The organism is Rhodopseudomonas sp. G2_2311, assembly GCF_047501505.1.
Lineage (GTDB): Bacteria > Pseudomonadota > Alphaproteobacteria > Rhizobiales > Xanthobacteraceae > Rhodopseudomonas > Rhodopseudomonas palustris_H.
Genome location: NZ_JAZDRK010000001.1, coordinates 211,556 through 234,205, shown reverse-complemented (window position 1 = coordinate 234,205; position 22,650 = coordinate 211,556). Strand labels below are relative to the sequence as shown.

General features: G+C 64.2%; 20 protein-coding genes. 5 read left to right on the top strand and 15 right to left on the bottom strand.

The window, feature by feature from the left end; genetic code table 11:
- Positions 1–54: 54 nt before the first annotated feature.
- Positions 55–2,421 (bottom strand): GumC family protein, encoded by a 2,367-nt coding sequence (locus tag VRZ08_RS01195; RefSeq protein ID WP_414531323.1) that lies wholly within the window; start codon positions 2,419–2,421, stop codon positions 55–57.
- A gap of 268 nt (positions 2,422–2,689) precedes the next feature.
- Between VRZ08_RS01195 and VRZ08_RS01190 the strand changes: the two genes are divergently transcribed.
- Both VRZ08_RS01190 and VRZ08_RS01185 read left to right on the top strand, forming a co-directional pair.
- Positions 2,690–3,832: a glycosyltransferase gene (locus VRZ08_RS01190; RefSeq protein ID WP_346294675.1), complete on the top strand. Its 1,143-nt coding sequence runs from the start codon at positions 2,690–2,692 to the stop codon at positions 3,830–3,832.
- A gap of 109 nt (positions 3,833–3,941) precedes the next feature.
- The gene (locus VRZ08_RS01185) at positions 3,942–5,498 is read left to right on the top strand and encodes an undecaprenyl-phosphate glucose phosphotransferase (protein WP_414531322.1); all 1,557 of its coding nucleotides are present in this window, start codon (positions 3,942–3,944) and stop codon (positions 5,496–5,498) included.
- Between the two features lie 190 nt (positions 5,499–5,688).
- On the opposite strand, the gene VRZ08_RS01180 is transcribed toward VRZ08_RS01185, so the two are convergent.
- Positions 5,689–6,474, bottom strand: a complete 786-nt coding sequence (locus VRZ08_RS01180) for a DUF169 domain-containing protein (protein WP_414531321.1) — start codon at positions 6,472–6,474, stop codon at positions 5,689–5,691.
- Between the two features lie 41 nt (positions 6,475–6,515).
- Entirely contained in the window at positions 6,516–7,484 is a 969-nt protein-coding gene (locus tag VRZ08_RS01175; RefSeq protein ID WP_414531320.1) for an SDR family NAD(P)-dependent oxidoreductase, read from the bottom strand.
- A gap of 223 nt (positions 7,485–7,707) precedes the next feature.
- Here VRZ08_RS01175 and VRZ08_RS01170 point away from each other — a divergent pair, with 223 nt between their 5' ends.
- The gene (locus tag VRZ08_RS01170) at positions 7,708–8,025 is read left to right on the top strand and encodes a hypothetical protein (protein WP_107346601.1); all 318 of its coding nucleotides are present in this window, start codon (positions 7,708–7,710) and stop codon (positions 8,023–8,025) included.
- 115 nt (positions 8,026–8,140) lie between these two features.
- Here VRZ08_RS01170 and VRZ08_RS01165 read toward each other — a convergent pair whose 3' ends face one another.
- The 3 genes from VRZ08_RS01165 to VRZ08_RS01155 all read right to left on the bottom strand — a co-directional run bounded on the left by VRZ08_RS01165 (position 8,141) and on the right by VRZ08_RS01155 (position 11,574).
- Positions 8,141–8,578: a hypothetical protein gene (locus tag VRZ08_RS01165; protein WP_107344671.1), complete on the bottom strand. Its 438-nt coding sequence runs from the start codon at positions 8,576–8,578 to the stop codon at positions 8,141–8,143.
- Between the two features lie 157 nt (positions 8,579–8,735).
- Entirely contained in the window at positions 8,736–11,030 is a 2,295-nt protein-coding gene (locus VRZ08_RS01160) for a TonB-dependent receptor (protein ID WP_414531319.1), read from the bottom strand.
- A gap of 316 nt (positions 11,031–11,346) precedes the next feature.
- Positions 11,347–11,574, bottom strand: coding sequence for a hypothetical protein (locus VRZ08_RS01155; protein ID WP_414531318.1), 228 nt, complete (start codon positions 11,572–11,574; stop codon positions 11,347–11,349).
- Positions 11,575–12,656: 1,082 nt separating this feature from the next.
- Between VRZ08_RS01155 and VRZ08_RS01150 the strand changes: the two genes are divergently transcribed.
- Positions 12,657–12,791 (top strand): hypothetical protein, encoded by a 135-nt coding sequence (locus VRZ08_RS01150; RefSeq protein WP_414531317.1) that lies wholly within the window; start codon positions 12,657–12,659, stop codon positions 12,789–12,791.
- A gap of 104 nt (positions 12,792–12,895) precedes the next feature.
- Here VRZ08_RS01150 and VRZ08_RS01145 read toward each other — a convergent pair whose 3' ends face one another.
- The 7 genes from VRZ08_RS01145 to VRZ08_RS01115 form a co-directional block, all read right to left on the bottom strand.
- Positions 12,896–13,207, bottom strand: coding sequence for a Gp49 family protein (locus tag VRZ08_RS01145; RefSeq protein WP_414531316.1), 312 nt, complete (start codon positions 13,205–13,207; stop codon positions 12,896–12,898).
- Between the two features lie 43 nt (positions 13,208–13,250).
- Positions 13,251–13,667, bottom strand: coding sequence for a hypothetical protein (locus VRZ08_RS01140; RefSeq protein WP_414531315.1), 417 nt, complete (start codon positions 13,665–13,667; stop codon positions 13,251–13,253).
- Positions 13,668–13,859: 192 nt separating this feature from the next.
- Entirely contained in the window at positions 13,860–14,327 is a 468-nt protein-coding gene (locus VRZ08_RS01135) for a hypothetical protein (protein WP_414531314.1), read from the bottom strand.
- 3 nt (positions 14,328–14,330) lie between these two features.
- On the bottom strand, positions 14,331–14,864 hold the full coding sequence (locus VRZ08_RS01130; RefSeq protein WP_414531313.1) for a lysozyme: 534 nt from the start codon (positions 14,862–14,864) through the stop codon (positions 14,331–14,333).
- Entirely contained in the window at positions 14,864–15,082 is a 219-nt protein-coding gene (locus VRZ08_RS01125) for a hypothetical protein (RefSeq protein ID WP_414531312.1), read from the bottom strand. Before VRZ08_RS01125 ends, VRZ08_RS01130 begins: the two co-directional genes overlap by 1 nt.
- Before the next feature lie 34 nt (positions 15,083–15,116).
- Positions 15,117–16,085, bottom strand: a complete 969-nt coding sequence (locus VRZ08_RS01120) for a tail fiber protein (protein ID WP_414531311.1) — start codon at positions 16,083–16,085, stop codon at positions 15,117–15,119.
- Positions 16,082–16,795: a hypothetical protein gene (locus tag VRZ08_RS01115; protein ID WP_414531310.1), complete on the bottom strand. Its 714-nt coding sequence runs from the start codon at positions 16,793–16,795 to the stop codon at positions 16,082–16,084. The genes VRZ08_RS01120 and VRZ08_RS01115 overlap by 4 nt, the downstream gene beginning before the upstream one ends.
- Positions 16,796–16,821: 26 nt before the next feature.
- Between VRZ08_RS01115 and VRZ08_RS01110 the strand changes: the two genes are divergently transcribed.
- Positions 16,822–17,049, top strand: coding sequence for a hypothetical protein (locus tag VRZ08_RS01110; RefSeq protein ID WP_414531309.1), 228 nt, complete (start codon positions 16,822–16,824; stop codon positions 17,047–17,049).
- Here VRZ08_RS01110 and VRZ08_RS01105 read toward each other — a convergent pair.
- Both VRZ08_RS01105 and VRZ08_RS01100 read right to left on the bottom strand, forming a co-directional pair.
- The gene (locus VRZ08_RS01105) at positions 17,027–21,109 is read right to left on the bottom strand and encodes a hypothetical protein (protein WP_414531308.1); all 4,083 of its coding nucleotides are present in this window, start codon (positions 21,107–21,109) and stop codon (positions 17,027–17,029) included. The genes VRZ08_RS01110 and VRZ08_RS01105 overlap by 23 nt on opposite strands.
- Complete coding sequence (locus VRZ08_RS01100; protein WP_414531307.1) at positions 21,109–22,650, bottom strand: hypothetical protein; 1,542 nt, start codon at positions 22,648–22,650, stop codon at positions 21,109–21,111. The genes VRZ08_RS01105 and VRZ08_RS01100 overlap by 1 nt, the downstream gene beginning before the upstream one ends.

Below are 22,650 nucleotides of genomic sequence, written 5' to 3'. Positions count from 1 at the left end.
ACGAAAACGGCCGGGACTAAGCCCGGGCGTTTCTCGTTGATCTGTTTGATGGCTTTACGCCGCTGCAGAGCGCTGTCCCGGCTCGATCGGATCAATTGGCTCGGCGGCGCGCAGCATCGTCACCTCGGAAAAGCCGACCGCGACGAGTTGCTCGGCCATTTTGGCGCGCGCCTCACTGGTCATGGTGGGCGCCGGCACGACGGCGGCCTGGGCTTGCGATGTCAGCAGCTCGGCCGGCAGGTCAGACGCGGTGCCGGCATCGAGCAGCACGTGGTCATACACCCGCATCAGTGCATCGATCGCAAGCGAAAGCCGCGGCGAATGCAGCAGCATCCGGTCGAAGCCCGGCTTGCCGGCGCTGACCAGTTGCAGCGACGAGGAGCGGTCGCGGGTGATGATCTGGCCGAACGCCGCCTCACCCAGCATCAATTCGGCAAGACCGGGGGCCGACGGATCGATCGACGCGACCTTCAGCATCGCGGAGGATTCCGACAGGTCGATCAGCACCACCTTGGCGTCCTGGGCGAGCCGGCGGGCCAGCACCAGCGCCGTCGTGGTGACGGAGTCGGTGTCGCCAGTCCCAAGCACGGTGAGTTTCCGACCGCCCTCGCCGGCCGAGCGCAAACGTTGCACCAGCGCCTCGATTTCTCCGACCGGCGCAGCGGCAGCGGCAGCGGCAGCCGCAGCAACCGGCGCAGTCTCGACCGGAGCCTGCTCGAGGATCGGCGCTGGTGTAGCCGGCGCAGCAAAGGTCGGCGGTGCCGCCGGTGCGGGGCGCACGACGGGAGCCGCTGCCGCAACCGGCACCAGATCCGGCTCGACAACCGCCGGCGCAGCAACCTCACGAGCCCGCGGCTGGGTCATCCGCAGCAGTTCGCCGGTCGCAATGCTGCCCGAGGTCAAGAGCAGTGTCGCCAGCGTGGCGATCAGCACGATCTGTAGCTTCTTCGGGTAGTCCGGCGTGTTGGAGACGATCGCACGCGAGATGATGCGGCCATCCGACGGCGATTGGTCGATCGTCTCGCGCGTCGTCGCTTCGCGATACTTCGCCAGGTAGGATTCCAGCAGATCGCGCTGCGCCTTGGCTTCGCGTTCCAGCGCGCGGAGCTGCACGTCCTGGCCGTTGGTCGCCGACGCCTGTTTCTTCAGCTGATCGAGGCTGGCCGACAGGTTCTCCACCCGGCTGCTGGCGATCCGTGCATCGTTCTCGAACGAGCGCGACAGCTTCACAGCCTCATCGCGAAGCTGCTGATCGAGATCGGACAGCTGCGCCTTCAGTTCCTTGATCCGCGGATGACCACCGAGCAGCGTCGAGCTCTGTTCGGCGAGCTGCGCGCGCAGCGTGACCCGCTGCTCCGACAGCCGACGGATCAGTTCGGAGTTGAGCACTTCGGAAGCTTCGATCGGGCCGCCGCTCTTCAGCATCTCCTTGATCAGCCGGGACTTGGCTTCGGCATCGGACTTCAGCGCACGGGCGTTGGCGAGTTGGGCATTGATGTCGCCGAGTTGCTGGTTCGACAGCGTGGTGTTGTTGGTGCCAATGAACAGGCTCGACTTGGAGCGGAAGTCCTCGACCTTGTCTTCGGCTTCCGACACCTTCTTGCGCAGCGACTCGATCTCGCCGGACAGCCATTGCCCTGCCGCCTTGGCCTGCGCCTGTCGCGCGTTCTGCTGCAGCACCAGATAGCCGTCCGCGATCGAATTGGCGACGCGCGCGGCAAGCTCGGGATCTTCGGACTGGAATTCGACCACCATCACCCGCGACTTGTCGACCGCATACGCGGTGAGCCGCTCATAGTAAGCGTTCAGCACGCGCTCTTCCGGAGTCATTGCGAACGGATCGCGGCCGATGCCGATCAGCGCCAGCAGCGATTTGATCGGATTGATGCCTTTCAGCACCGGATCGAATTCCGGCCGCTCGGCGAGCTTGTTCTTCTTGATGATATCGAGCGCGAGTTGGCGCGACAGCAGCAATTGAACCTGGCTGGTCACCGCTTCCGGGTCCGGGCCGCTGCGTTGATCGTCACGATCACCGCTGGGACGCAGGAAGGTGTTCTCGCGGCCGTCGATCAGGATTCGCGCCTCGGATTTGTAGCGCGGCGTGATCAGGTTGACGATCGCCAGCGAGACGACCAGCGCAAGCAGCGTCGGCGCGATGATCAGATGCTTTTTGCGCGCGAGCGCCTGCCCGATCAGCCGCACGTCGATGTCGCCGTCCGGCGGCAGCGGTGCCGGCTTTTCGATCTGAACGGTACGAGTCGGAGGGCGCTTGAAGATCGCCTGACGAATCGCAGGCTTCTGCGCGGGAGCCGGGACGGTTTCGGTTGCAGCCGCTGAAGTTGCAGCGGTCGAGGATACGCGTGATGGGGCTGATGCCTTCGCCGTCTCATCGGTGTTCCGGCGCCAGAACGCGATCCGCATTGTCTACTCCTACGTGACGCGACCAACCGTCAGTTCGGTTCCGACTACAAACCATTAAGGTTGCTGCACGGTTAATCTCGACGTGCGCGAGTAACTAATTCATGGTGCCTGCACTGACGCGAATACGTTTTGTTAACCACGAAAGCCGTTAATCGGAATCGACTTTTCCGGATCCATCCATGCCCTGCGCCGCCATTTTGACTGGCTTTTGTCCCGCTGCGCGCTGTCGCGGCGGATGGCCCAGCATGCCGTACGCACCGGCGATCCGATGACCGCAACAACGCAGGATCAGCCGCTGCGGATCGTTCATGCGGTGCGCGCTCCGGTCGGCGGTATCATCCGCCATATCCTTGATCTCGCCAACGGCCAGGCCGATCGCGGCCATCACGTCGCGCTGATCACCGACAGCCTCACCGGCGGCGACCGCGCTGTGGCCGCGCTCGACGAGATCGCGCCTAAGATGAAGCTCGGCGTCTATCGGCTGCCGATCCGGCGCGAGCCGAGCATCACCGATCTGTTCGTCTGGGGCCGCTTCGTTCGCCTGATCGCGACGCTGCGGCCGGACGTGTTGCACGGCCACGGCGCCAAGGCCGGCATCTTCATGCGCGTGGTGCCGCGGCCGGCTGGCTCAATCCGGGTCTACACCCCGCATGGCGGCTCGCTGCACTATCCGACGACGACGTTCAAAGGGCAGCTCTACAGCCGGCTCGAGCGGCTCTCGATGAACCGCACCGAACTATTCCTGTTCGAGAGCGAGTTCGCGCGCTCAACCTATGAGCGCATGATCGGCAAACCCGAGGGGCTGGTCCGCTGCGTATTCAACGGCGTCACCGCCGGCGAATTCGATCCGGTTTCTCTGGCGGCCGATGCCACCGACGTCTGCTACGTCGGTGAATTCCGCCACATCAAGGGCGCCGATCTGCTGGTCGACGCGATCGCGCGGCTGCGGGCCGAGGGCCGCTCCGTAACGCTGACGCTTGGCGGCGACGGCGAAGAAACCGCGGCGTTGAAGGCGCAGGTGGCGCGGCTCGACCTCGGCGCCGCGGTGCGTTTCATCGGCCACGTCAAAGCTCGTCATGGCTTCGCGCAGGGCCGTCTGCTGGTGGTGCCGTCGCGCGGCGATTCCATGCCCTATGTGGTGATCGAAGCTGCCGCTGCCGGCGTCCCGATGATCGCCGCTAATGTCGGCGGCATCCCGGAGATCTTTGGTCCGGACCATCGTGACGCGTTGTTCGCCCCGAGCGATCCGGCCGCGATGGCGAAGGCGATCGCGACTGCGCTCGACGACCTGAACGCCGCCCGCGACCGGGCCAGGCGGCTGCGCGAGCGGATCTTTCTGCACTTCTCGCAAAAGGCGATGGTCGAAGGCGTGCTCGCCGGCTACCGCGAAGCCTTGGCGCAACAGCGCTGAGCGTCGGCGGTCGCGCTAACCGTTTCTTGCGACTTTTCCGTTAAGGCCCGGACCGGGGGAGTTCGCCGGACGACAAAGTCGTGCCGACGCAAGAGACGGACATGAACAGATGGAGCCGATCAGCGCACGCTCGATGATCAGCGCTGCAGCGACGGAAGCCGTGGTCGCCAGCGGCGACGGCGCGCCGCGCGTGGAGCGCCGCAAGCGCTTGTCGCCGGCCGCCCTCGCCGTCGCCAATCAGAAGGTTCCGCCGGCGTTTTCGCCGATCGTGATCGCCGGCTCCGTCCGCCTGGCTGATTTCCTGGTGATCGCCGCCGTCGGCATCGCGCTGTACTTCGCGCTGGTGGTCCGCCGCGATGGCTTTGCTTGGGAGTACATCGCTGCGATCCTCGGCACCACGGTGACCGCAATCGTCGCATTCCAGGCCGCCGACCTCTACGAGGTGCAGCTGTTCCGCGGCACCTTGAAGCAGATGACCAGGATCATCTCGACGTGGTCGATCGTGTTCCTGCTGTTCATCGGCGCATCGTTCTTCGCCAAGCTTGGCGGCGAAGTGTCGCGGCTGTGGCTGGGGTCGTTCTTTTTCGCCGGCCTCGCCTTGCTGATCATCGAGCGACTGTCGGTGCGCGCGCTGGTGCGGCACTGGGCGTCGCAAGGCCGGCTCGACCGCCGCACCGTGATCGTCGGCGCCGACGCTAATGGCGCCAAGCTGATCGAAGCGCTGAAGGCCGAGGACGCCGACGCCTCCGACATCCGCATCCTCGGCGTGTTCGACGATCGCAACGACGCCCGTTCGCAGTCCACCTGCGCCGGCGTTCCGAAGCTCGGCAAGGTCGACGACATTCCGGAATTCGCCCGCCGCACCCGCGTCGACCTCGTACTGTTCGCGCTGCCGATCTCTGCCGAGACCCGCATCCTTGAGATGCTGAAGAAGCTGTGGGTGCTGCCGGTCGACATCCGGCTGTCGGCGCACACCAACAAGCTGCGGTTCCGGCCGCGCGCTTATTCCTATGTCGGCAAGGTGCCGACGCTCGACGTGTTCGAAGCCCCGATCACCGATTGGGATCAGGTCATCAAGCAGGTGTTCGACCGAGTGGTCGGCGGCTTCATCCTGCTGCTCGCGGCTCCGGTGATGGCGCTGGTGGCGCTGGCGATCAAGCTCGACAGTCCGGGGCCGGTGCTGTTCCGGCAGAAGCGGTTCGGCTTCAATAACGAGCGCATCGACGTGCTCAAGTTCCGGTCGATGTATCACCACCAGGCCGACCCGACCGCTTCCAAGGTCGTCACCCGCAACGATCCGCGCGTCACCCGCGTCGGCCGCTTCATCCGCCGCACCAGCCTCGACGAGCTGCCGCAGCTGATCAACGTGGTGTTCAAGGGCAATCTGTCGCTGGTCGGCCCTCGCCCGCATGCGGTGCAGGGCAAGCTGCAGAGCCGGTTGTTCGATGAAGCCGTCGACGGCTACTTCGCCCGCCACCGCGTCAAGCCGGGTATCACCGGCTGGGCCCAGATCAACGGCTGGCGCGGCGAGATCGACAACGAAGAGAAGATCCAGAAGCGGGTCGAGTTCGACCTGTATTACATTGAAAACTGGTCGGTGCTGTTCGACCTCTACATCCTGCTGAAGACGCCGTGGGCCCTGCTCAAGGGCGAAAACGCGTACTAATCGTCCCTTTTCATCAGTCCCCTCCGTCGTCATTCCGGGATGCGCTGCGAAGCAGCGCAGGCCCGGAATCCATATCCACCGTGACCGCGTTAAGGCACGGCGGGCCCCGCTGTGCGCCGAACTCAACCATCCGGGGTTATGGATTCCGGGCTCGCGCTGCGCGCGCCCCGGAATGACGAACGCGAGGTTGTTACTTCCCGCCGTACGATACGCCCATCCCGGCCCGGACATCGGCCTGGATGCCGTATGGTGCGATCGGGTAGCGCAGGCCGTTCTTGGCGAGTTGCTTCATGCCGTCGATCGCCTTGGCAAGATGCGCGGGGCTCAGCGCCATCAGCATCTCTTCGTCCGGCACACCGCCATAGCGGCGCTCGGCGAAACATGGCAGCGACAGGCTCGGCTCGCCGGTCTTCAGCGCCCTGCCCCAGGAATCGGCGCAGGCGGTCTCGCCGACCACGCTCCACTCGAACTTCTTGTAGCCGGCATATTGCAGCCCATTGATCAGGATGATCATCTGACCGGGCGTTGCATAGACGAGGCAGATGTCCGGCGGATCGAGCCGGCCGCTCGCCAGCGGCGACACCGCCATCGCCTGGTGATGGCCGAACGGCACCACGTCGAGCGCGTGCTGACGCGCACTGGCGTCCTCCGGCGTCGCATGCCAGACGCCGACGTACGACCGTCCGGCGAGCCATTGCTCGTCCTGCGGCGCCAGGCCGATCACCGCGCGGCACTGCTCGCCGACCAGATCGGCGGCGGTGATGCCCACGGTCCAGCCGAGACGCGACGCCATCGATACGATCTGGTCGGTGGTGTGGATCGCGCTCGGCCGGCGGATCTTCGGCACCGCCTCCATCTCGGCGACGGTTCGGAACAGCTTCATCCCGATCACCGTGGTCTTCAGCCGCAATAGCGCGTTGAGATCGGCGACCAGGCCGGCGAGATCGATGCGCTCCGGCGCGACGGCGGCATCCATGGCGGGCTCCCTTCGGTTTGTTTTTGTTATTGTCGGCTCGCTCAGCCGAGCCGCCAGCCGACTTCGGCCGCGAAGCTCTGATAGAACTCGACCTCATAGGCGCGCTCCGGCGTGGCACGCACGCGGGCGTCGAGCGCATGGGCATCGTCGCCGACCAGAATGCGCCAGTCGCCGCGGCGCACGCCGTCGAGGATGGTCCTGGCGGCTGCAGCTGCGCTGGTCGGGGCGTCTTCCAGGAAGCTGCGCGCCCGCTCCTTCGCCATCGCGCGAAGGTCGTCGTCGGACGTCTGCGATAAATCGATTCCGGCCGCCGACAGCCGCTGCCTCATGCCGGCGACCTCTTCGGCGCTGAGTTCGTCCGTCTGATCGCCGGTCTGAATCCGGCGCGAATTGCTGACGATCGAGGTGCCGATGTGGCCCGGCATCACCACCGAGCAACGCACATGCGGCGCATTCAGCCGGAGATCGCCGATCAGCGCTTCGGAAAATCCCTTCACAGCGAATTTCGCGGCGCTGTAGGCGGTGTGCGGAGCCAATGGGCCGATCGAAGCCCAGAAGCCGTTGACACTGGAGGTGTTGACGATGTGACCGTGGTCGGCCGCGATCAGCATCGGCAGGAAAATGCGCGTGCCGAGATACACGCCGCCCCAGCAGATGTTGAAAGTGCGCTCCCACTGTTCGCGGGAATTGGCGATCATGCTGCCACCGCCGCCGATGCCGGCGTTGTTGAACAACAGATGGATGCAGCCGGTTGCATGCTGCGCGGTGACCTCGTCGCGAAACCGCTGCATCTGGATTTCGTCGGCGACATCGACGACGTGGGTGGTGATCCGCACGCCTTGCGGCAGGCCGTCGGCCTCGCACAGTCGCCGCGTTTCATCCATCGCGGCTTGCGCAACGTCGCAGATCGCGACGTGGCAGCCTTCGGCGACGAGCTGGCGGGCGAGTTCACGGCCCATCCCCGCGCCGCCGCCGGTGATCACGGCAATCCTGCCGGCGAAATCCCTCATGGTCGCATCGTTCCTTCCCGATTTTTGATGCGCGCCGGTTCGAGCCGGAGCTGCAGGGGCGAGCTTAGCTGCAGGTCGTCGCTTGCGCGAGTCCATCGCAAGGCATTGCAGCCGGCCTGCATTCGTCGTCAGGGGCGTCCCGGACAGCGCCGCGCTTTTGCGATTCGGTGAATTGCCCTAGTCTTGCAGGCAGATTCAGTCGATCCTTATGGAGTCCCCGATCATGCTGGCAGCCACCCTTCAGACCGCGGCGTTTCTGTTCCTGCTGCTGGTCGCGCTTCTGGTGTTTTCGGTGTTCGTAGCCTTCACGGCGCCGGCGTTGACCAAGTCGCCGAAGCCCGGCTTCACCACGGTGCTGATGTATTTTGCCGCCGAGCTCGCCGCGTTGATCGTGGCGATCTGGATCGTGGTCGAGGTGTCGTCGTTCGAACTGTTGCCGGTTTTGATCGCGCTGGCGATCGCCGCGGTGGTGTTCGCCCCGCAGCTCGTCGCCAAGATCCCGCTGCCGGAGCCGGTCGCAGGATTTCTCGGGCGCAAGTAATCCCGCTGCGGAGCCTACCCGCGCCGCGCGGCGGGTCAGGCCAAGCAGAGCTCGCCACGATGCTGGAAAACCGCCCTCCGGGGCGGTTTTCGTTTCTGGGGTATGAAAGCCAGCTTTAGTGGGCGTGCGCGCGGCGTATCCGGGCGATCGCGCCGGCGGTGATCTGCATCGTCACGCCGGCGAGCCAGCCGATCAAAATCAGCCAGCTCCAGACCGAATGCAGGTTGAGCCGCAGCACGACGGCGCTGACAGACGCGAATGCCGCGAGCGTCGCCAGAAACGTCCCGAACGCGCTGAGAAACTCGGCGGCGTCGATCTTGCCGCTGGCGCGGCTGTCCTCGTCGGCGCCGTGGAACGGCAGCGGCGGAATGTCGATGCCGAGATAGAACCCGATCGCGCCGAGTGCGATCATTCCCAGCAGGAAGCCGATCGTGGTCAAGGCCGCGAAGCTGGTGCCGACATGAGCGCCGACGAAGGTGCCGCACGCCGCGCCGGCCAGCGCCAGCCCGGTTCGTTCGAGAAAATGGGCGGCCTTCCGTACACGCAGTCGCATCGTCGAATCCTCGCTTGTCGCGATGCAACGACGTTATGACATTTCAATGAACCGCGGAAGGATGTGGGCTGCCGGTAACCTGAGGCCGCCACGGTCAGATCGTCGCGGCAAGCCGCCGTCCCGCGCAGCCAAAGCAACGCGGGACGGCCCTGGTCGATCAGAAGTTGAACGTCGTCGACAACAGGTAGGTCCGTGGCGCGCCGAGCCCGATCGCGCTGCCGCTGTAGGACGACGCGTAGTAAGCGACGTTCTCCACGTTCTCGATCGCAGCCCGCACCACGATCGGCTTGCCGTTCCAAGGCGACAGGAAGGTGTACCGGGCTCCGAGATCGAACCGCGTCCACGCCGGCAGCACCTGGGTGTTGGCGGCGTTGGCATAGGTCGAGCCGGTGTGGATCACGCGGCCCGTCAATGTCAGGCCGTCGACGCCCGGCACGTCGACCTCGGCGCCGAGATTGACGTTGACCCGCGCAACGCCCGGCGCACGATTGCCGTCGTTGAGGCCTCTGTCGGTCTTTTCCAGCACGCCGTCCATGAACGTGGCGCCGCCGAGCAGCCGCAGGCCCGGCGCCAGTTCACCGAACATGTTGAGTTCGGCACCCCGGTTGCGCTGCTCGCCGTCAGCCGACAGCGTCAGGAATCCGTTCGCACTCGACACGATCGTGCTTGGCTGCTTGATTTCGAACAGGCTGCCGGTGACACTGATCTTGCCGAAATCCACCTTGACGCCGGTTTCGACCTGCTTGGTCTGGAACGGCGGAAACACTTGGTTGGTGTTGGTGTAGCCGACTCCCACGGTCGTGCCGGGCTGCAGCCCTTCGATGTAGTTGGCGTATAGCGTGACGTTCGACAGCGGCCGGATCAGCAGCGCATAGGCGGGGCTCCAGGCGGCACCGTCCTGCCCGGTGGTGATGCCGGTGAGCAGATCGGCCGAGCTGTTGCTGACGTGCTGACGGCGGACGCCGACCACGGCCTGAACGCCGCCGTTCAGGATCGACATCGTGTCCGCGGCCCCGACGCTCCACTGCTTCAGGCTCACAGAGTTGCTGCTCGGGATCGAGAACAACGGCTCGGGGATCGCTTTGTAATTGTAGATGTTCGAGCCGACGAGACTGTTCGCGCCCAGATAGGAGCTGTCGCTGGGGCGATCAAGCACCCCGTAGTTCACCACGAATTTGTGGTTGATCGGCCCGGTGTCGGCCTCGCCGCGTACCCCGACTTCGCCGGTCTTGGCCGTGAACGTCTGCTCGCCGCCGAACGGGCGCGAGCCGTAGTCACCCGCCTGGTTGATGATGGTCGGCGACAGGAACTTGAAATCGATCTTGGCCTGATGATAGCCGGCCGCACCGTACACCGTCAGCCCGGGCGTGACGTCGACTTCGGCCTTGACCGTGGCGAAGGTGTCCTTCGGTTTCCAATACGCCCAATCCGGAATCGCGTTGGAGCTCGCCGCGGGCGCCGGCGGCAGCGGCACAACGCTCGACTGGAAACTGAAGAACCGGATCGGCGGATTCAGGTTGTTGGCCTGATAACCGACATCGGCCGAGACCCGGACGTTCTCGCCGCGATAATCCAGACCCAGCACGGCGTTACCGAATTCGCTGCTCTGCCGGTCGAACGGCGTCTTGCCGTCGCTGTAGCTGCCGTTGAAGCGGACGCCCCACTCCTTGTGCTCGCCATAGCGCCGCGCGACGTCGGCCTGCAGGCCGAATTGCGAGCGCGACGCGTAGGTCGCGGTCAGCTGGGTGATGTCGTAATCCGGCGCCTTCTTGGTGACGAGATTGATGCTGCCGCCGACCGCGCCGAGCGGCGAGATGCCGGTGAGCAGCGCGGTCGGGCCTTTCAGGATTTCGACCCGTTCGATGAAATTTGCGCCGACGCTCCAGAACGGTGCCATGCCGTACATGCCGTTGAGCGCCAGATCGCCGACGTCGTAGTAGAAGCCGCGGATGAAATAGCCGTCCTGTCCGCCGCCGGCGGACGTCACCGCGCGCACCGAGGGATCGTTGGCGACGACGTCGCGGATCGTGCGCGCCTGCTGATCCTGCATCAGCTTGGCGGTGTAGTTGGTCTGGCTGAATGGCGTGTCGAGCAGGCTGCGATTGCCGAGGAAACCGACCTGCCCGCCACTCGCGACCTGGCCGCCCGCGTAGCTCGCCGGCAGCGCGCCGAGCGTGCCGGTCGACGGCGTTACATAAGGCACCGGCGCGACCGGCGCAGGCGGCCGCGCATCCCGGCGCGCGGCGACGCGCCGCGTGGTGGCGGCGCGCGTGCTGGCGGCCGGACGCGCGGTGCGCGCCCGCTCGGCGCGCGGCGCATCGACGGTCACGGCCGGCAGATTGGATTGCGCTTGCGCGCCCTGCGGAATTGGAATCGTCAGCGCGACCGCACCGACGGTGCAGAGCAGAAGAGTTCGCCCTGTCGCTTTTGTTGTTGTTTGAAACATGCCCATGCCCCGATGTTGCTGGGAGGCCCAGCTCCATCGCTGCTGTAATCGAGCATGTCCGTCCGGACACGAGGTCGCAGCATAGAATACCTCAAACCGGACGCGCGACGCGGACGAATGGGGCAATCGACAGGTGATTAGTTGATGGAAGGTTCTTCAACGCCTGTCAGCGATTAGCTGATACACGGCGCTTGCGAGTGGGCGTATCGAAGTAAGCCCGAGATGCGACAAATTGTCAGGTCAGGCTGTCTTTTGATCGATTCTGAGAACTGTTACTTCGGAGCGAGCAGTACTCACGACGTCGCCCGACGATTGCGCCAACCTACCTATTCGCAGTCCTCTTATCGGGCGCCGGATGACTTGGCGGATCATCGTGGGTGTGGTGATGAACGGCAGCTGTGACGTCGGTAAGATCGTCACCAGCCGTCCCATCGATCATGGTCTGCCCGAACTCGATCGTGCGCATACCCGCGCCGCCATCGTCCCCGTCCCGCTCCAGCAGCCGCCAAGGGATGAAGGCGTTCTTCACCGATTGCCAGAACGACGACATGTCGTGCGCCCTCTAAAGCTCGTCTCGATAAGGATTGTTGGACCTGGCGGCCGCGACGGGACCGCCTAAATTCTATGGCTGGATCTAAGGCAGAACAACGCGCGCCCGAACTCGCGCCGCACTCGATGAATAAAATCCCGAAGGCCGATAAATGGTCGGAGCGAAAGGATTTGAACCTTCGACCCCTAGTCTCCCAGACGCGGGGACTTCGTTGTTTTTACTGAGTTTTTTGTGGCAAACATCGAACTAGACCCGCATTGAATCCGTTCATATTTATATTCCAGTTGGCAAAGGCAAAACAAGCCTATGAGCGGTGCAAACGAACCTCCGGTCCGAAAGATCGGCCGAATCGAGATCCGGCCGGGACCGATCGCCATCCTCACGGAGCGAGGCACGATCAGGACGCGCCGGCGGGTGCCGAGCGCCACCCCGCAATATCCGATCAGCTCGCCGGGCGCCTGGATCGCGGACGGGCACCGCACGGCCCATGTCCGCTGCACGTGGTGCGGGCACCAGGTCAACAGCCTGAGACTTGACCAGCTGCCACCGGATTGGCCGTGGCGCCGTGTCTGCCGCGCCATGCTCTGCACTTCGTGCGGAACGCCCGGCTGCGTCCATGTCGTTCCGAACTGGCACGACAATAGCTCGCACAAAACTCCGTTTACGTCGGCTTGGCGAGCGGACCCGCCCGCGTGAGGACCGTTCGGGAGCATGCCCCACTTGCCAATGCTTGAGACGGAGACCATTTCGTTGAAGGCTCTTCAAATGCGCGAAAAGAGGGTGATTGGACGTGTCTGCTCAGGGTGACGTACCTCATCAGGACTTTAGGTCTGGCTTCATCGTCGGATTCCAAGCGGTCGCTGGAACGACAAGGGCCTTACCTGCCCTACCGGCGCAACCCGCAACAAAAGCAGGTATGACGCCATTTCTTATGGGCATTCGAAAAGGCATCGAAAAAGCTGGCGGTTCACTCAGAAGTTAGTCGCCACTCCTGATCGCTTACCGCCGCCGTCCTCATGCCACCCCGCAAGCTGTGGGCGCTGCCATCCGGCAGCTCATTTGCAGCGAAGGGGATTTCAGCCATGACCGATTCCGATCGACTTGCCGCACTGCTGGAGCATATCGCCGCAGCTATCGCGCTCGCTGACGAACTCGGACTGGCCCACCTTCGATTTCTGCTCGCCATGGCAGTGATCGAAGCAAATTACCGCGCCTGAAACGCGACGGCACCGCCGCTCGGCGAGAGCGGCGGGGCGCTGACAAGAAATAGGCCGCCGATCGGAAATGATCGACGGCCAGTCAGGGAGGAACGGTAAAGCGATCAGGCGTTCGCTGCCAGCAACGAGCGCAGTCGATAACCCTCCAGCTCCCAAATCCGGTTGCGGGCGTTGTCCCGCGCGATCCGACGGCCGATCGAAGCGTCAAAGTTCTCCGGAGACGCCGCAGCGCTTTCACCGATCACAACGAAGCCGTTGCGCAGCTTGAGCGCACAGACGGTCATGGTGGTGCCGGGAAAGACGTGAAAATCCTCGCCGACGATCGCGGCGTCAATGTCGGCCGGCGTCAGCCGAGGCGCGTTCAGCCCCTTGGTTTTCAACTCAGCTTCGATCGAGGCTTCGCTTGCAGACAACATTCCGTCACTTCCTCTGCGGGATGCCGGGGACCGCCGGCGCGGATCAGGTCGGGCGTTGCGCAACCTTTGAGAACAAGGCCCGAATGTCGGTCTTGATGTCGTCGCCCATCGTCTTGATGTCGTCGCGGATGCTGTCGGTCGCCTTGGAAAACTCGGTCTTGAGAACGAAGTTGTCCCGGCCCCAAATCTCGATCGCGTGCATATCTTTTTCGACGTTCGCGATGTACTGGCGCATGGCGGCGCCTACTTCGCCGAAATTGTGATCCTGCTTCTTCTGGTCAGCCAGGAATTTGAGTTCGAGGCTCCCGATGGCCTTAAGCGTTTCCTCGCGTTCGTCGGAAATCTGCTTCGCGAGGTCGGCTTTGATCGAGGCGACCGCCCACACGCCGCCGGCGATGTAAACGACGAAATTGACTGCGAACGCGACTGCAGCAATCGTCGTGGGGTCAACGTTGCTCATTTCACTCCGTATTCCTGCTGGACGCCTTCGTACCAGTCGCGAGAGTTATCGAGCCGGTCCCGCACAGCGAGATCATCCGAGACGGTCAGGCGAAGCATCGCCCTCGTGTCCTTGCCCTTGCAGCCCTTCACGCCGTACCAGGGAAAGCGGCACGTCGCATCGAGTTGCGGGACCGGCGGAGACTGCATCAAGCTAGGAGCCGCCGGCAGTTCGCGCGCCGGCGTTTCCGGCGGCGGAGCGTGCCCGCACCCCGCCAGGAGGGCCAGGATCGAAGCTGCACAGATCGGACGGGACCAGCTTTGAAATATAGTCCGCGTCAGCTTCCCATTGCGCATTTGCCGCCGCCTCACTCGCATCCAGACGCTTTCGTGCATCCGCCGCTGATTTGGCTGCTATCGCAAGGTCGCGGTCCCGAATGGCGAGGGTTGCGCGTAGCTTGTCCATGTTTTCCCGCTCATCCGCTGTTCGGAACCCAATCGAGAACGAGATAGCGGCGAGGAGTGCGATCGAGACGAGCCGCGCCACCGGGACATAGACACCGATCGCCGGCAGATACTTGACGAGAGGAAGCCAACCAACCACTACAGCGACCAGCAGCAGAACCGCGGCGAGCTCGATCGCTAGCGTGGACGTTGCGACCATCCAGAACAGATTCGTCATCGCTCAGTCCTCCCGCAGGCACCAGGGCCGCTCGCCCCACATTGCATCGGTGCGACGGTTGAGAAGACCCTGCATGAAGGTGCCGTTCGCATAGACGAACTTGACCATCGCGTCGCAGGCCTCCCGAACCCGCCCGGCATTCAGGTTTTCGGCGATCGAGGGATTTCGCTTGTAGCGATCCGTACGATTGCAGATCTTGCCGGCACCGAGGTTGCCGGCAAATGAAGCCAGCGCCGCTTGCCGATGCGGCGGCATATCCGCGAGACCCGGCACGCAAGCCGCAACCTGGCCGCCGTAGCGTTGCATCGCGTCGGCCTGCGCCTTGATGCATTCGTGCTCTGTGAACTTCATGCCGACCTTGAGCCAAGGCCAGTCGTAGTTCGTGATACCGCCGCAGACCGTGATTACGCCGGGCGGGTCAAACGGAAGGTGGCGTGCAACAAGGCTCATCCCTTCCCAATGGCCGAACAGGATCGCTGCGAACATAGCGCCCGCGGCCGACAGGCCTGCAACTTTGCGTTTCGTGACGGCGGCCATTATTCCGCCCCCGGCTGCTTGAGGACGCGGGCAAGGCCGAACGCCACCGACAGCGCTAGGCCACCGACAACATAGGTAACAACCGGGATCTTATCGGCGAGCGACGGCCAGATCATGATGGCGCCGCCGATCGCGGACCAGAACACCGCACCACCATAGGCAACGCGCAGCGAATGCAGCCGGCGCAGCTCGCGCGGCCAATTGTCGATTAGTTTCATGTAGTCCCCCACCCCATCCGCTCCCCAGCGGAGATTACAAAACCCTAATGATGTAGTTGCAGGTGACCGACGGTTGAACCGTGCGATGCGCTTTGCCGCCGTTTGAATTGATTTGACCACCGATGGAGACTTCTACGTGAATAGGAACTGCGCCGTATGGACCAACTTGGCTTCCGATCGAGTATTGCTGGCTCCCGCCGCCGCCATAGACGCCGCCGCTTACCTGTGCATCCGCAGAGATGCCATTGACCGAGAGAGGCGGGATCTGATCAGCGGAGAGCGTCACCTTCTCCCCGCCACCCATCGCTCCAATCTTTGTTGAGTCTCCGCCGAAGTAAGCTGGCGTCAGAAGCGATGCCACCGGCTCGATCATAACCGACACGCGGCCAGCCTTGTTCGGTGCATTGAACGTAGTTGCGCCGTCGCCAGCGCCGTACGTTGTTCCCCATCGCGCGAACGCCTTGGAATAGACGGTGCGCGACAGAGCTTGACCCAGCGGGAATATAAAGCTGCTGTTAGGCGCGACCGTGTCCCAATAGTCCATGCCGCCGAACAGCGGCACGTTGTAGGGGCTATTCATGTAGCCCATCAGGTACAGCGCACCGTCGGTGTTATTGAACTTCGCAGCGTAAGGAGTCCCGAGGATCAATGTGCCTTCTGGCAGTTCGACGCCTGGCGCAATCCTCAGTGGCAGGTTGGCGAATCCGTCAACCGTCATCGTCACCGGACCGGCTCCGTTCGTGACGTGCGGCGTGAAGGCGATGACCTGATTGTGGAAGTTGGCGCGACTGTCGAAGCCCTGATTGCTGGTCACGTTGTAGGCTGACGCCGTACCAGTTGTGACCAGCATTCCGGACATGTCGTCGCGATACTTCGCAACGGCGGCCATCGCGCCGCGTACACCATCATTGATGGCCGCCGGATTCATACCCTCTGGAAACGGACAAGTCTGGTCGGCGCCAGCGTTGGCTGCTGCCACCTGCGACCATTTGTAAAGCGTCATGCGTACCCCCCACCAAAAGAGAACGGCGCCCCCCGCACCGCATAGATTTTCCGCGCCGGCAGAATGCTCTGTCCCTGCGGAACGGCCGCGAGCTGCTCGATCTGCTGCGGCGTGATCGACGGCCCAGCCGGAGCGGCGAGCGCCGCGCCCGGAGTGGCCGCCGGTTGCGCCGCGGTCGGCGCAGGCTGCGACGCAACCGGCGCAGCGGACTGCTGACCACCGGCCGCCGAAGGCCCAGCGATCGACATCGGTGCCGATCCGGCGCCACCCATCTTGCGATCCGCCCAGGCGATGATGTCGCCGGCGTTCATGTTCGCCATCGTCGGATTTGCCTTAGCGAAACCGGCGCCGAGCACTGATGCCGCCGGGGCCGCCGGGTTGGCATGGAGCAAGCCGACCGCCCCACCCGGCCCCGCGAAGTGCGCGAGATATTGCGTTCCGTCCGTAACCGGCAGGCCGGCACGGGACAGAATGCCCGCATTGTCAGCCGCATAAGCCGTGGTCATGTCGCGCGAGAGCGCAGCATCCGATTTCAGCGCGAGCAGATCGGCATCGGACTTGCCCGCCACCAAATCCGGCCTATGCTGGCGAAGCATTGACAGCCACGTGCTGTCGATGAACTGCCCAGCGCCACCGGCAGACGAAAGAGGGTTGCGCGCGTTCGCGTTGCCTCCGCTTTCGACGCTGATTATGCGGTCAGCTAGAGCCATCCATCCGCCCCCAGGAGATCCCCAAAATGGTGAAATACGGCGCAGGCTTCCTGATTGCCTGCATCGTCGTCTATGCGGCCGCGATGGGAGGCGTTCGCTTCGCCGCGCATGAGATCGTCGGCACGTTCGGCGCGATCGGCGGATTGCTGGTCATCGCCGCCATGTACGGAGCTGCGGTGCTGTACGACCGCCGGGCGAAGCGCCGCAAAGTCGAAGTCATCCCGCCGGAAGCTACTTACCGCGCGCATCGTTGATCACCGGCAAAGCCCCAAAACCGATAAGGCCGGACGCTTTTCCAAACGCCGGATTTGCCGACCGCTGCGGCTGCTCCCCGTAGAACAGGCTCGTTGCTTTGCGGGCCGCTGCCTTCTCCCCGACTGCCGAAATCCCTTTGTCGAGCCCATAGGCGACTGCGGCGCCGGGGATGCCCCCATGCGTCAGACCGAGCAGCGGCAACAGCGCATGACGCAGGCCGCCGGCCATGCGAGCCAGCATCGGCGCCGTGCCAGATGGGTTGGTGGTGCCCTTAACCGGGATCATCTGTCGATACACTGATGCGAGCCTGCGCATCAGTTGGAGCTCCTGAGGCGAGTACAAAGTTTTCGCGAGCTGTGATCCGCTCTCGTTCAGAAATTCATGAAGCCGCTGCGATAGCGCCTGCGCTTCGAATTCGAGCTTGCCATCTCCGGCGCGCGTCAGCTTCTCGAACATGCCCTGCCGCAGCGCCGTCCACCCCTCCGGCGATAAGGTGCGCTTGAGTTCGACAGCGAGCGGCACAGACAATCGACCAGCGCCTTTGCCGGTCGCGCCGAATAGATCGTTGACGATCTGATTGACCGAGGCAGGCGCCCCGCCGTCGGCACCGATATAGCGCCGGATCGCAGACGCTACCGGGCCAGTGTCAGCAGCCTTCGGCGCAACGTTGTCCAGCCGATCAGCATAGCGCGCAATCGCGGTGCGCTCGTCCGCCGAGAACACGGTCTGAGCCAGCAGCTTGCCCTTGCCGCCTAGGAAAGCTCGAATTCGTGCAGCGGCCGCGTCAGGCTCGCCCGCGGTAAGGTGAGCAAAAAGCCCTTGCTTATAGGTGCCGAACTCAGCGGACTTGCGACCGAAGATCCGTTCGATGCGCTGTGCGATCTGCACCGGCATTTGGCCGCCCGGCGCCGTTGCCGAGCCATAGGCCAGCTTTGCGATTTCGTCCGGCGTTGCTCGCGTGTCGGAGTATCGCCCCAGGATCTTTTCGACCGCGGCACCGATCGTATCGCCAGGTCCGCGTCGACTGAATTTGGCCCGGTAATCGGCGAACGAGGCTCGCGCCTCGCGCTGCATCTGCAGCACCGCCGGGCCATCACCGGAGAATTTCCCGGCGCTGATCATCTGCTCAACGCGCGCGTCAAACTGTTCGATGATGTGTTCGAGCGCGTACACGTCGGAGCCGTTCGCGCCCGGCGCCATCGCCGCCCGCCGCGCTTCGCCGTAGAGCGTGTTCAGTTCTTTCCGAACCTGCTCGACGTCGCGCATGCTGAAGCCAGACGCCGGTCCGGCCGCGGCCGCGGCTACCTTCTCTCCGGCCTTGGCCGCTTTCGCTGCTGCTTGCAGCACGTCCGGCGAGATCTCTTTAGGCGCCGCGACCTTGAGCGCTGCGAGATCGAGGATATCAGCCGCCTTCACTTCCGGCAGCCCGAGCATCAACCCCGGAGATGCTTCAACCTTCACGGCTTCCTGCGCGTAGTATCGCAGCGCTTGATTGATCTGCGTGCTGGAAGCGGCACGCTTGCCGTCGGCATCGTAAAACAGTCGCATGATCTGCTGAGAGATCGGCGATTGCCGGTCAAAGGCGTCCGCCTGCGCCATCGTTTCGGAGAACCCTGCGCCGCGGCCGCGAATGTGTGCGGTGCGCGCGACTGCATCGAGCAAATCCGCAGTGATGTCCATATCAGCCGGCACCGAGCCGGCGGCCACTCGCTCGCGTAGCGCGGCCCACTCCGGCGCCGCCGTAGTCAGAGCGTTCGAGATCGACTTGACGTCATCCGAGGTGCTTTCGGCAATGCGCGTCAAGACCGAGCTATCGCCATAGGCTTTCGCAAGAACCGCGTTGCGAACCCTCGTTGCGCCTTCCGCCGACAGGTGGCCTTGCGAATTGACGAATGCGCCCTGCTCAGTCTGCGGCAGACGCGCGGCGAACTGCCGAACGAAATCGCGGTTGTCGATCGCCGCCAGATCAGCCGGATTTTTGATCAACGAGAGCGAGCCCGGCGAGATCAGTTTCGCATCAGCAAGCGCCCGCTCCGGCGCCGACATGGCCAGCGTTGCACCCTGGTTGGCGCCGACTGCGAAGGCTTGCCGCTGCTCCGCCGTCATCGGCGTGGTGCGCTCGCGGATCAAAACAGGTTCTCGGAAGCCGGACACGTTTACGCCCTGCGTCGACAACCAGTCGCGATACGCTTGCGCCTGCGGCCCACCGGAACGGTAAGCCTGACGGATCGCCGCCACCCGGCCGTTGCCGCTCTCAACCATGCCGTCGGGGCCGACGATCGGCGCCCCGCGATCGGCTTCCGCCGAGCGGCCGAGCCGCGCCGGATTGAGATTCTGCGCGATGTCGTTCACTTGGCCAGCCGACGCCGCGCGCGATCGATCGCGGGGCTGCAGCGCCGGATCATAGCCGGCATCCGCGGAGGTTTTCAGGCTGGCCGCCTCAACGACCTTCGGTGCGACCTGGACCGAGCCGCCACCGGCAACATCAACGGAATGCGGGGTGAGCACATCGTTCGAGGTAGAAGGCGCCGGATTTGCTGGGTTTCCGCCTGAGGTCTGCCCCAAATCTCTCGAGACCGAGGATGGAGATCCCGCGGCCGCGCGCGCCTGTCGATCATAAGCCGCAGCTACGTCCTCGCCGAATTTGGCGCGGATGTCGGCAAGATCCTGCGCATGGTTCGGCGACAACGCCGCCACCTCGCCACCGGCGGCGAGTGGACGCCCAGGGACCACTGCATTAAGCCGTTCGTCAACGACGTCGAGCGCCTTAAGCGATCGACTGGTGTTCGTCGGATCAAGCCGCACCGGCCGTTGACCACTGACAAGCCCCGCTTCAACGTCTGCGCGGAAACCGCCGGCCGATCCCGGCGCAAATTCGCCGGGCTGCTGCTCGACCAGGTCATACTTTCCGCGATAGTCGGCCTTGGCGGCATCACGCGCAACTGCGAGACGATCCGAAAGCACTTCGCCCGCATCAATCGGCGACGCCGCGCGTAGCCGCATGTCGGGCGCCATCGCGCGCGCCATGTCCGCGGCATGTTGCCTGGGCGACATCGCACCAGCGGTGACGCCGGCCGCGGCCGCTCGCCGCGCCTGCTCATTGGCGAGCAGTTCGGCCGCGATCCGCTCGGCAGCATCTTGCGGGGCGGTGCGCGCCGCCTGCCCGGTCGGATCGAGCCCGGCCGCGATTGTGTCACGCGCCTTACTGACACGATGGTCCTGGAGATCCTTGAAGCCTTGGGCCTCCGCCTGCGCGGCGTCGCCGCGGCCACCGCGCAAGATCACCTGCTCTTCGGCCGACAGTGCCGGGCTTTGCGTCACCTGCGATTGCGAAAGGGGCACATCGACGCCCGCAACCTGTTCGACGTTGCGCGCCACCGTCGGCGGCGGGCGTACCCGATCAGCAATCGCCGCGACGCCCTTCCCTACCGCCTTTCCGACTGGGCCGGCGGCACCGCCGATAATTCCGCCCGTTACGGCCGCGTCGCCGACGCTATCGCCGCGCGTGATCGCATCCGCGCCGGCAAGGGCCGCACCGGACAGCGCGCCATTCTTGACCATCTCCGGCATGGTTCCGATCAACCCGAACGCCTTCGGAGCCGCAGCCATCACGGGAATAGTCGAGACGATTCCGCCGGTGAGCTGCGCGGCCGTATCGATCACGGGATGATCTGAGGCGAAACGCTTGTCGTCCGCCTCTTGATCCTTCAACGAGTGCGCGTAGCGTTCTCCGAACGTAGCTTCCGGCAACTGCTGATCAGGCGCGAAGAAGCGATTGAGCAGCGGCGCAAGCGCGGCATTCGTTGCAGCGTCAAGCTTGTTTAGCGTGCCGCCGATGATCGGAACGCCAGTTGCCACCGAGCGCACCGTATCGTTGACCATCGATCCGCCGCCGGCGGACGGTGCATCCGACGGCGCCGTGGCGCGAGGGGCCGCATCGGCACCGATGCCGATCTGCTGCGCGATCTGCGCTACGGTCGCGTTTTGCTGCTCCAGCGGAAGGTGCATGAACTCATCGCCAACCGTTACGGTTTTGTCGCCGATCGTCAGTTTCGGCATCAGTTCACGCTCCAATTGACGGCTTTTCCGCCGACGTTGACCGTCCCGCTGGGGGATGGTCCCTTGAAGCCGGGGCCTGCCGAGCGCGACATCTGTTCGATTGCGGCCGAGCGCATAGAAGCCTTTTGCTTGACCACACTCGCGTCATCGCCGGGCTGCGGAAACAGCTCCTTTTCGTAGCGGTCGAATTCGCTCTGGCTGATCGCTGCGCCGCTCTCCTGCCGAAGCATGGCAGTAATGAAAGCGGAGGCCGCTTGCTTGTAGCGCTGGTACTCGGTCGATTGCATGTAGTTACCGACCATCGGCACGGAACCAGCCGCCCTTTGCCAAAAGCTCCGCCCCTGATCCTGCAGGCCGCCAAGGATGCCTTCGGCTTTCTGCATCCGCGCCGCGAAATTCGACGCCTTGGCCTGCGCCTCAGTCGTCTTACCCATCGCCGCGTCGGCGGATGTTTCAGACACCCTTTTGATGAAGGTTTTCGGGTCAACACCGGGCGGGATTTGGATCTGCTTTCCGTCTGGCCCGGTGATCGTCTGCGGCCCCACATTCTCACTGCCGCCAGCACTATGCGCCTGGATCGGCCGCAAGGTGCCATCGACCTCGTTCTGTTGCATGAAGGTCTTTTGGCCCATGCCATTTTCGCCGACCTGGACAACCTTCCATTTGTCCTTGCTGTAGTACTGGCTAATCAGTTGAGACATCAGCGCCGGGTTGTTGATGGCCGCCTGCACCTCAACCGGAGACGCGCCTTTCGAGATCAGCGCTTGAGCGGTCGCATTGAGCTTTCCGCTCGCGATTGAGGACGGATCGGTTTCCTGACCCGTGGCAACCGCGCCGAGGCCGCCCAGGATCGCACCGATGGGACCACTCTGCATGTTCCCGAGAAAGCCGCGTACGCCCTTCATCAGGCGTCCGTCGCTACCGCCAATCGAGAATGGGGCCACCGGAGCCGCTGCGGTAGCTGCCGCGCGCGGCTGCTCGACCTCCGGACGCTCGCCATAGACCGGCATTCGGTAATTGCCGACGTTAACGACATCGTCCGGCAGCGCAGCAGCTCCGCTCTGGCGGTTGACAGAACTGGCGTCTGTCGGGGAACTCGCAGACACTGCCGACGCGGCGGGGACGGCAGGTGCTGCCACAGGCTTTTGCCCTAGCTCGCCGGCAGTGATCGCCATTGAACCAGGACCAGCGAAGCCGAACGGAACGGTGCCCTTGCCGAAACCAGTAGTCGGCGGCGCGGAAGCGGGTGCCGGGCCCGCCGTGAACTTAGACGGGTCTCCGAACGGATCGGCCTGAGGCAGGAAGATCGACGACATGCCATAGGTCGCAGCTTCTCTCGCTGTCGATGCGCTGCGATCCGGCGGCGACTGGTACAGCACACCCCACGGCGAAGCCGATGCATCGTTTCCGGTCAGATAATCGATAACTCCAGGCTGTTTCAACGGAATGGAAGCGGCGGCGTTCGCCGGCGGTGCCGCAACGAGCCGCTGTGCGAGATCCGCCGGATTGAGACCGGTCAGATAGTCCAGAAGTCCAGCCAT

What these genes read in the sequence shown, in the direction of transcription:
- VRZ08_RS01190 (WP_346294675.1), top strand. Translation starts at nt 2,690, where the DNA reads ATGACCGCAACAACGCAGGATCAGCCGCTGCGGATCGTTCATGCGGTG.
- VRZ08_RS01180 (WP_414531321.1), bottom strand. Translation starts at nt 6,474, where the DNA reads ATGGATGCCGCCGTCGCGCCGGAGCGCATCGATCTCGCCGGCCTGGTC.
- VRZ08_RS01185 (WP_414531322.1), top strand. Translation starts at nt 3,942, where the DNA reads ATGGAGCCGATCAGCGCACGCTCGATGATCAGCGCTGCAGCGACGGAA.
- VRZ08_RS01170 (WP_107346601.1), top strand. Translation starts at nt 7,708, where the DNA reads ATGCTGGCAGCCACCCTTCAGACCGCGGCGTTTCTGTTCCTGCTGCTG.
- VRZ08_RS01110 (WP_414531309.1), top strand. Translation starts at nt 16,822, where the DNA reads ATGGTGAAATACGGCGCAGGCTTCCTGATTGCCTGCATCGTCGTCTAT.
- VRZ08_RS01145 (WP_414531316.1), bottom strand. Translation starts at nt 13,207, where the DNA reads ATGTTGTCTGCAAGCGAAGCCTCGATCGAAGCTGAGTTGAAAACCAAG.
- VRZ08_RS01165 (WP_107344671.1), bottom strand. Translation starts at nt 8,578, where the DNA reads ATGCGACTGCGTGTACGGAAGGCCGCCCATTTTCTCGAACGAACCGGG.
- VRZ08_RS01160 (WP_414531319.1), bottom strand. Translation starts at nt 11,030, where the DNA reads ATGGGCATGTTTCAAACAACAACAAAAGCGACAGGGCGAACTCTTCTG.
- VRZ08_RS01100 (WP_414531307.1), bottom strand. Translation starts at nt 22,650, where the DNA reads ATGGCTGGACTTCTGGACTATCTGACCGGTCTCAATCCGGCGGATCTC.
- VRZ08_RS01130 (WP_414531313.1), bottom strand. Translation starts at nt 14,864, where the DNA reads ATGGCCGCCGTCACGAAACGCAAAGTTGCAGGCCTGTCGGCCGCGGGC.
- VRZ08_RS01135 (WP_414531314.1), bottom strand. Translation starts at nt 14,327, where the DNA reads ATGACGAATCTGTTCTGGATGGTCGCAACGTCCACGCTAGCGATCGAG.
- VRZ08_RS01195 (WP_414531323.1), bottom strand. Translation starts at nt 2,421, where the DNA reads ATGCGGATCGCGTTCTGGCGCCGGAACACCGATGAGACGGCGAAGGCA.
- VRZ08_RS01150 (WP_414531317.1), top strand. Translation starts at nt 12,657, where the DNA reads ATGACCGATTCCGATCGACTTGCCGCACTGCTGGAGCATATCGCCGCA.
- VRZ08_RS01140 (WP_414531315.1), bottom strand. Translation starts at nt 13,667, where the DNA reads ATGAGCAACGTTGACCCCACGACGATTGCTGCAGTCGCGTTCGCAGTC.
- VRZ08_RS01115 (WP_414531310.1), bottom strand. Translation starts at nt 16,795, where the DNA reads ATGGCTCTAGCTGACCGCATAATCAGCGTCGAAAGCGGAGGCAACGCG.
- VRZ08_RS01175 (WP_414531320.1), bottom strand. Translation starts at nt 7,484, where the DNA reads ATGAGGGATTTCGCCGGCAGGATTGCCGTGATCACCGGCGGCGGCGCG.
- VRZ08_RS01155 (WP_414531318.1), bottom strand. Translation starts at nt 11,574, where the DNA reads ATGTCGTCGTTCTGGCAATCGGTGAAGAACGCCTTCATCCCTTGGCGG.
- VRZ08_RS01120 (WP_414531311.1), bottom strand. Translation starts at nt 16,085, where the DNA reads ATGACGCTTTACAAATGGTCGCAGGTGGCAGCAGCCAACGCTGGCGCC.
- VRZ08_RS01125 (WP_414531312.1), bottom strand. Translation starts at nt 15,082, where the DNA reads ATGAAACTAATCGACAATTGGCCGCGCGAGCTGCGCCGGCTGCATTCG.
- VRZ08_RS01105 (WP_414531308.1), bottom strand. Translation starts at nt 21,109, where the DNA reads ATGCCGAAACTGACGATCGGCGACAAAACCGTAACGGTTGGCGATGAG.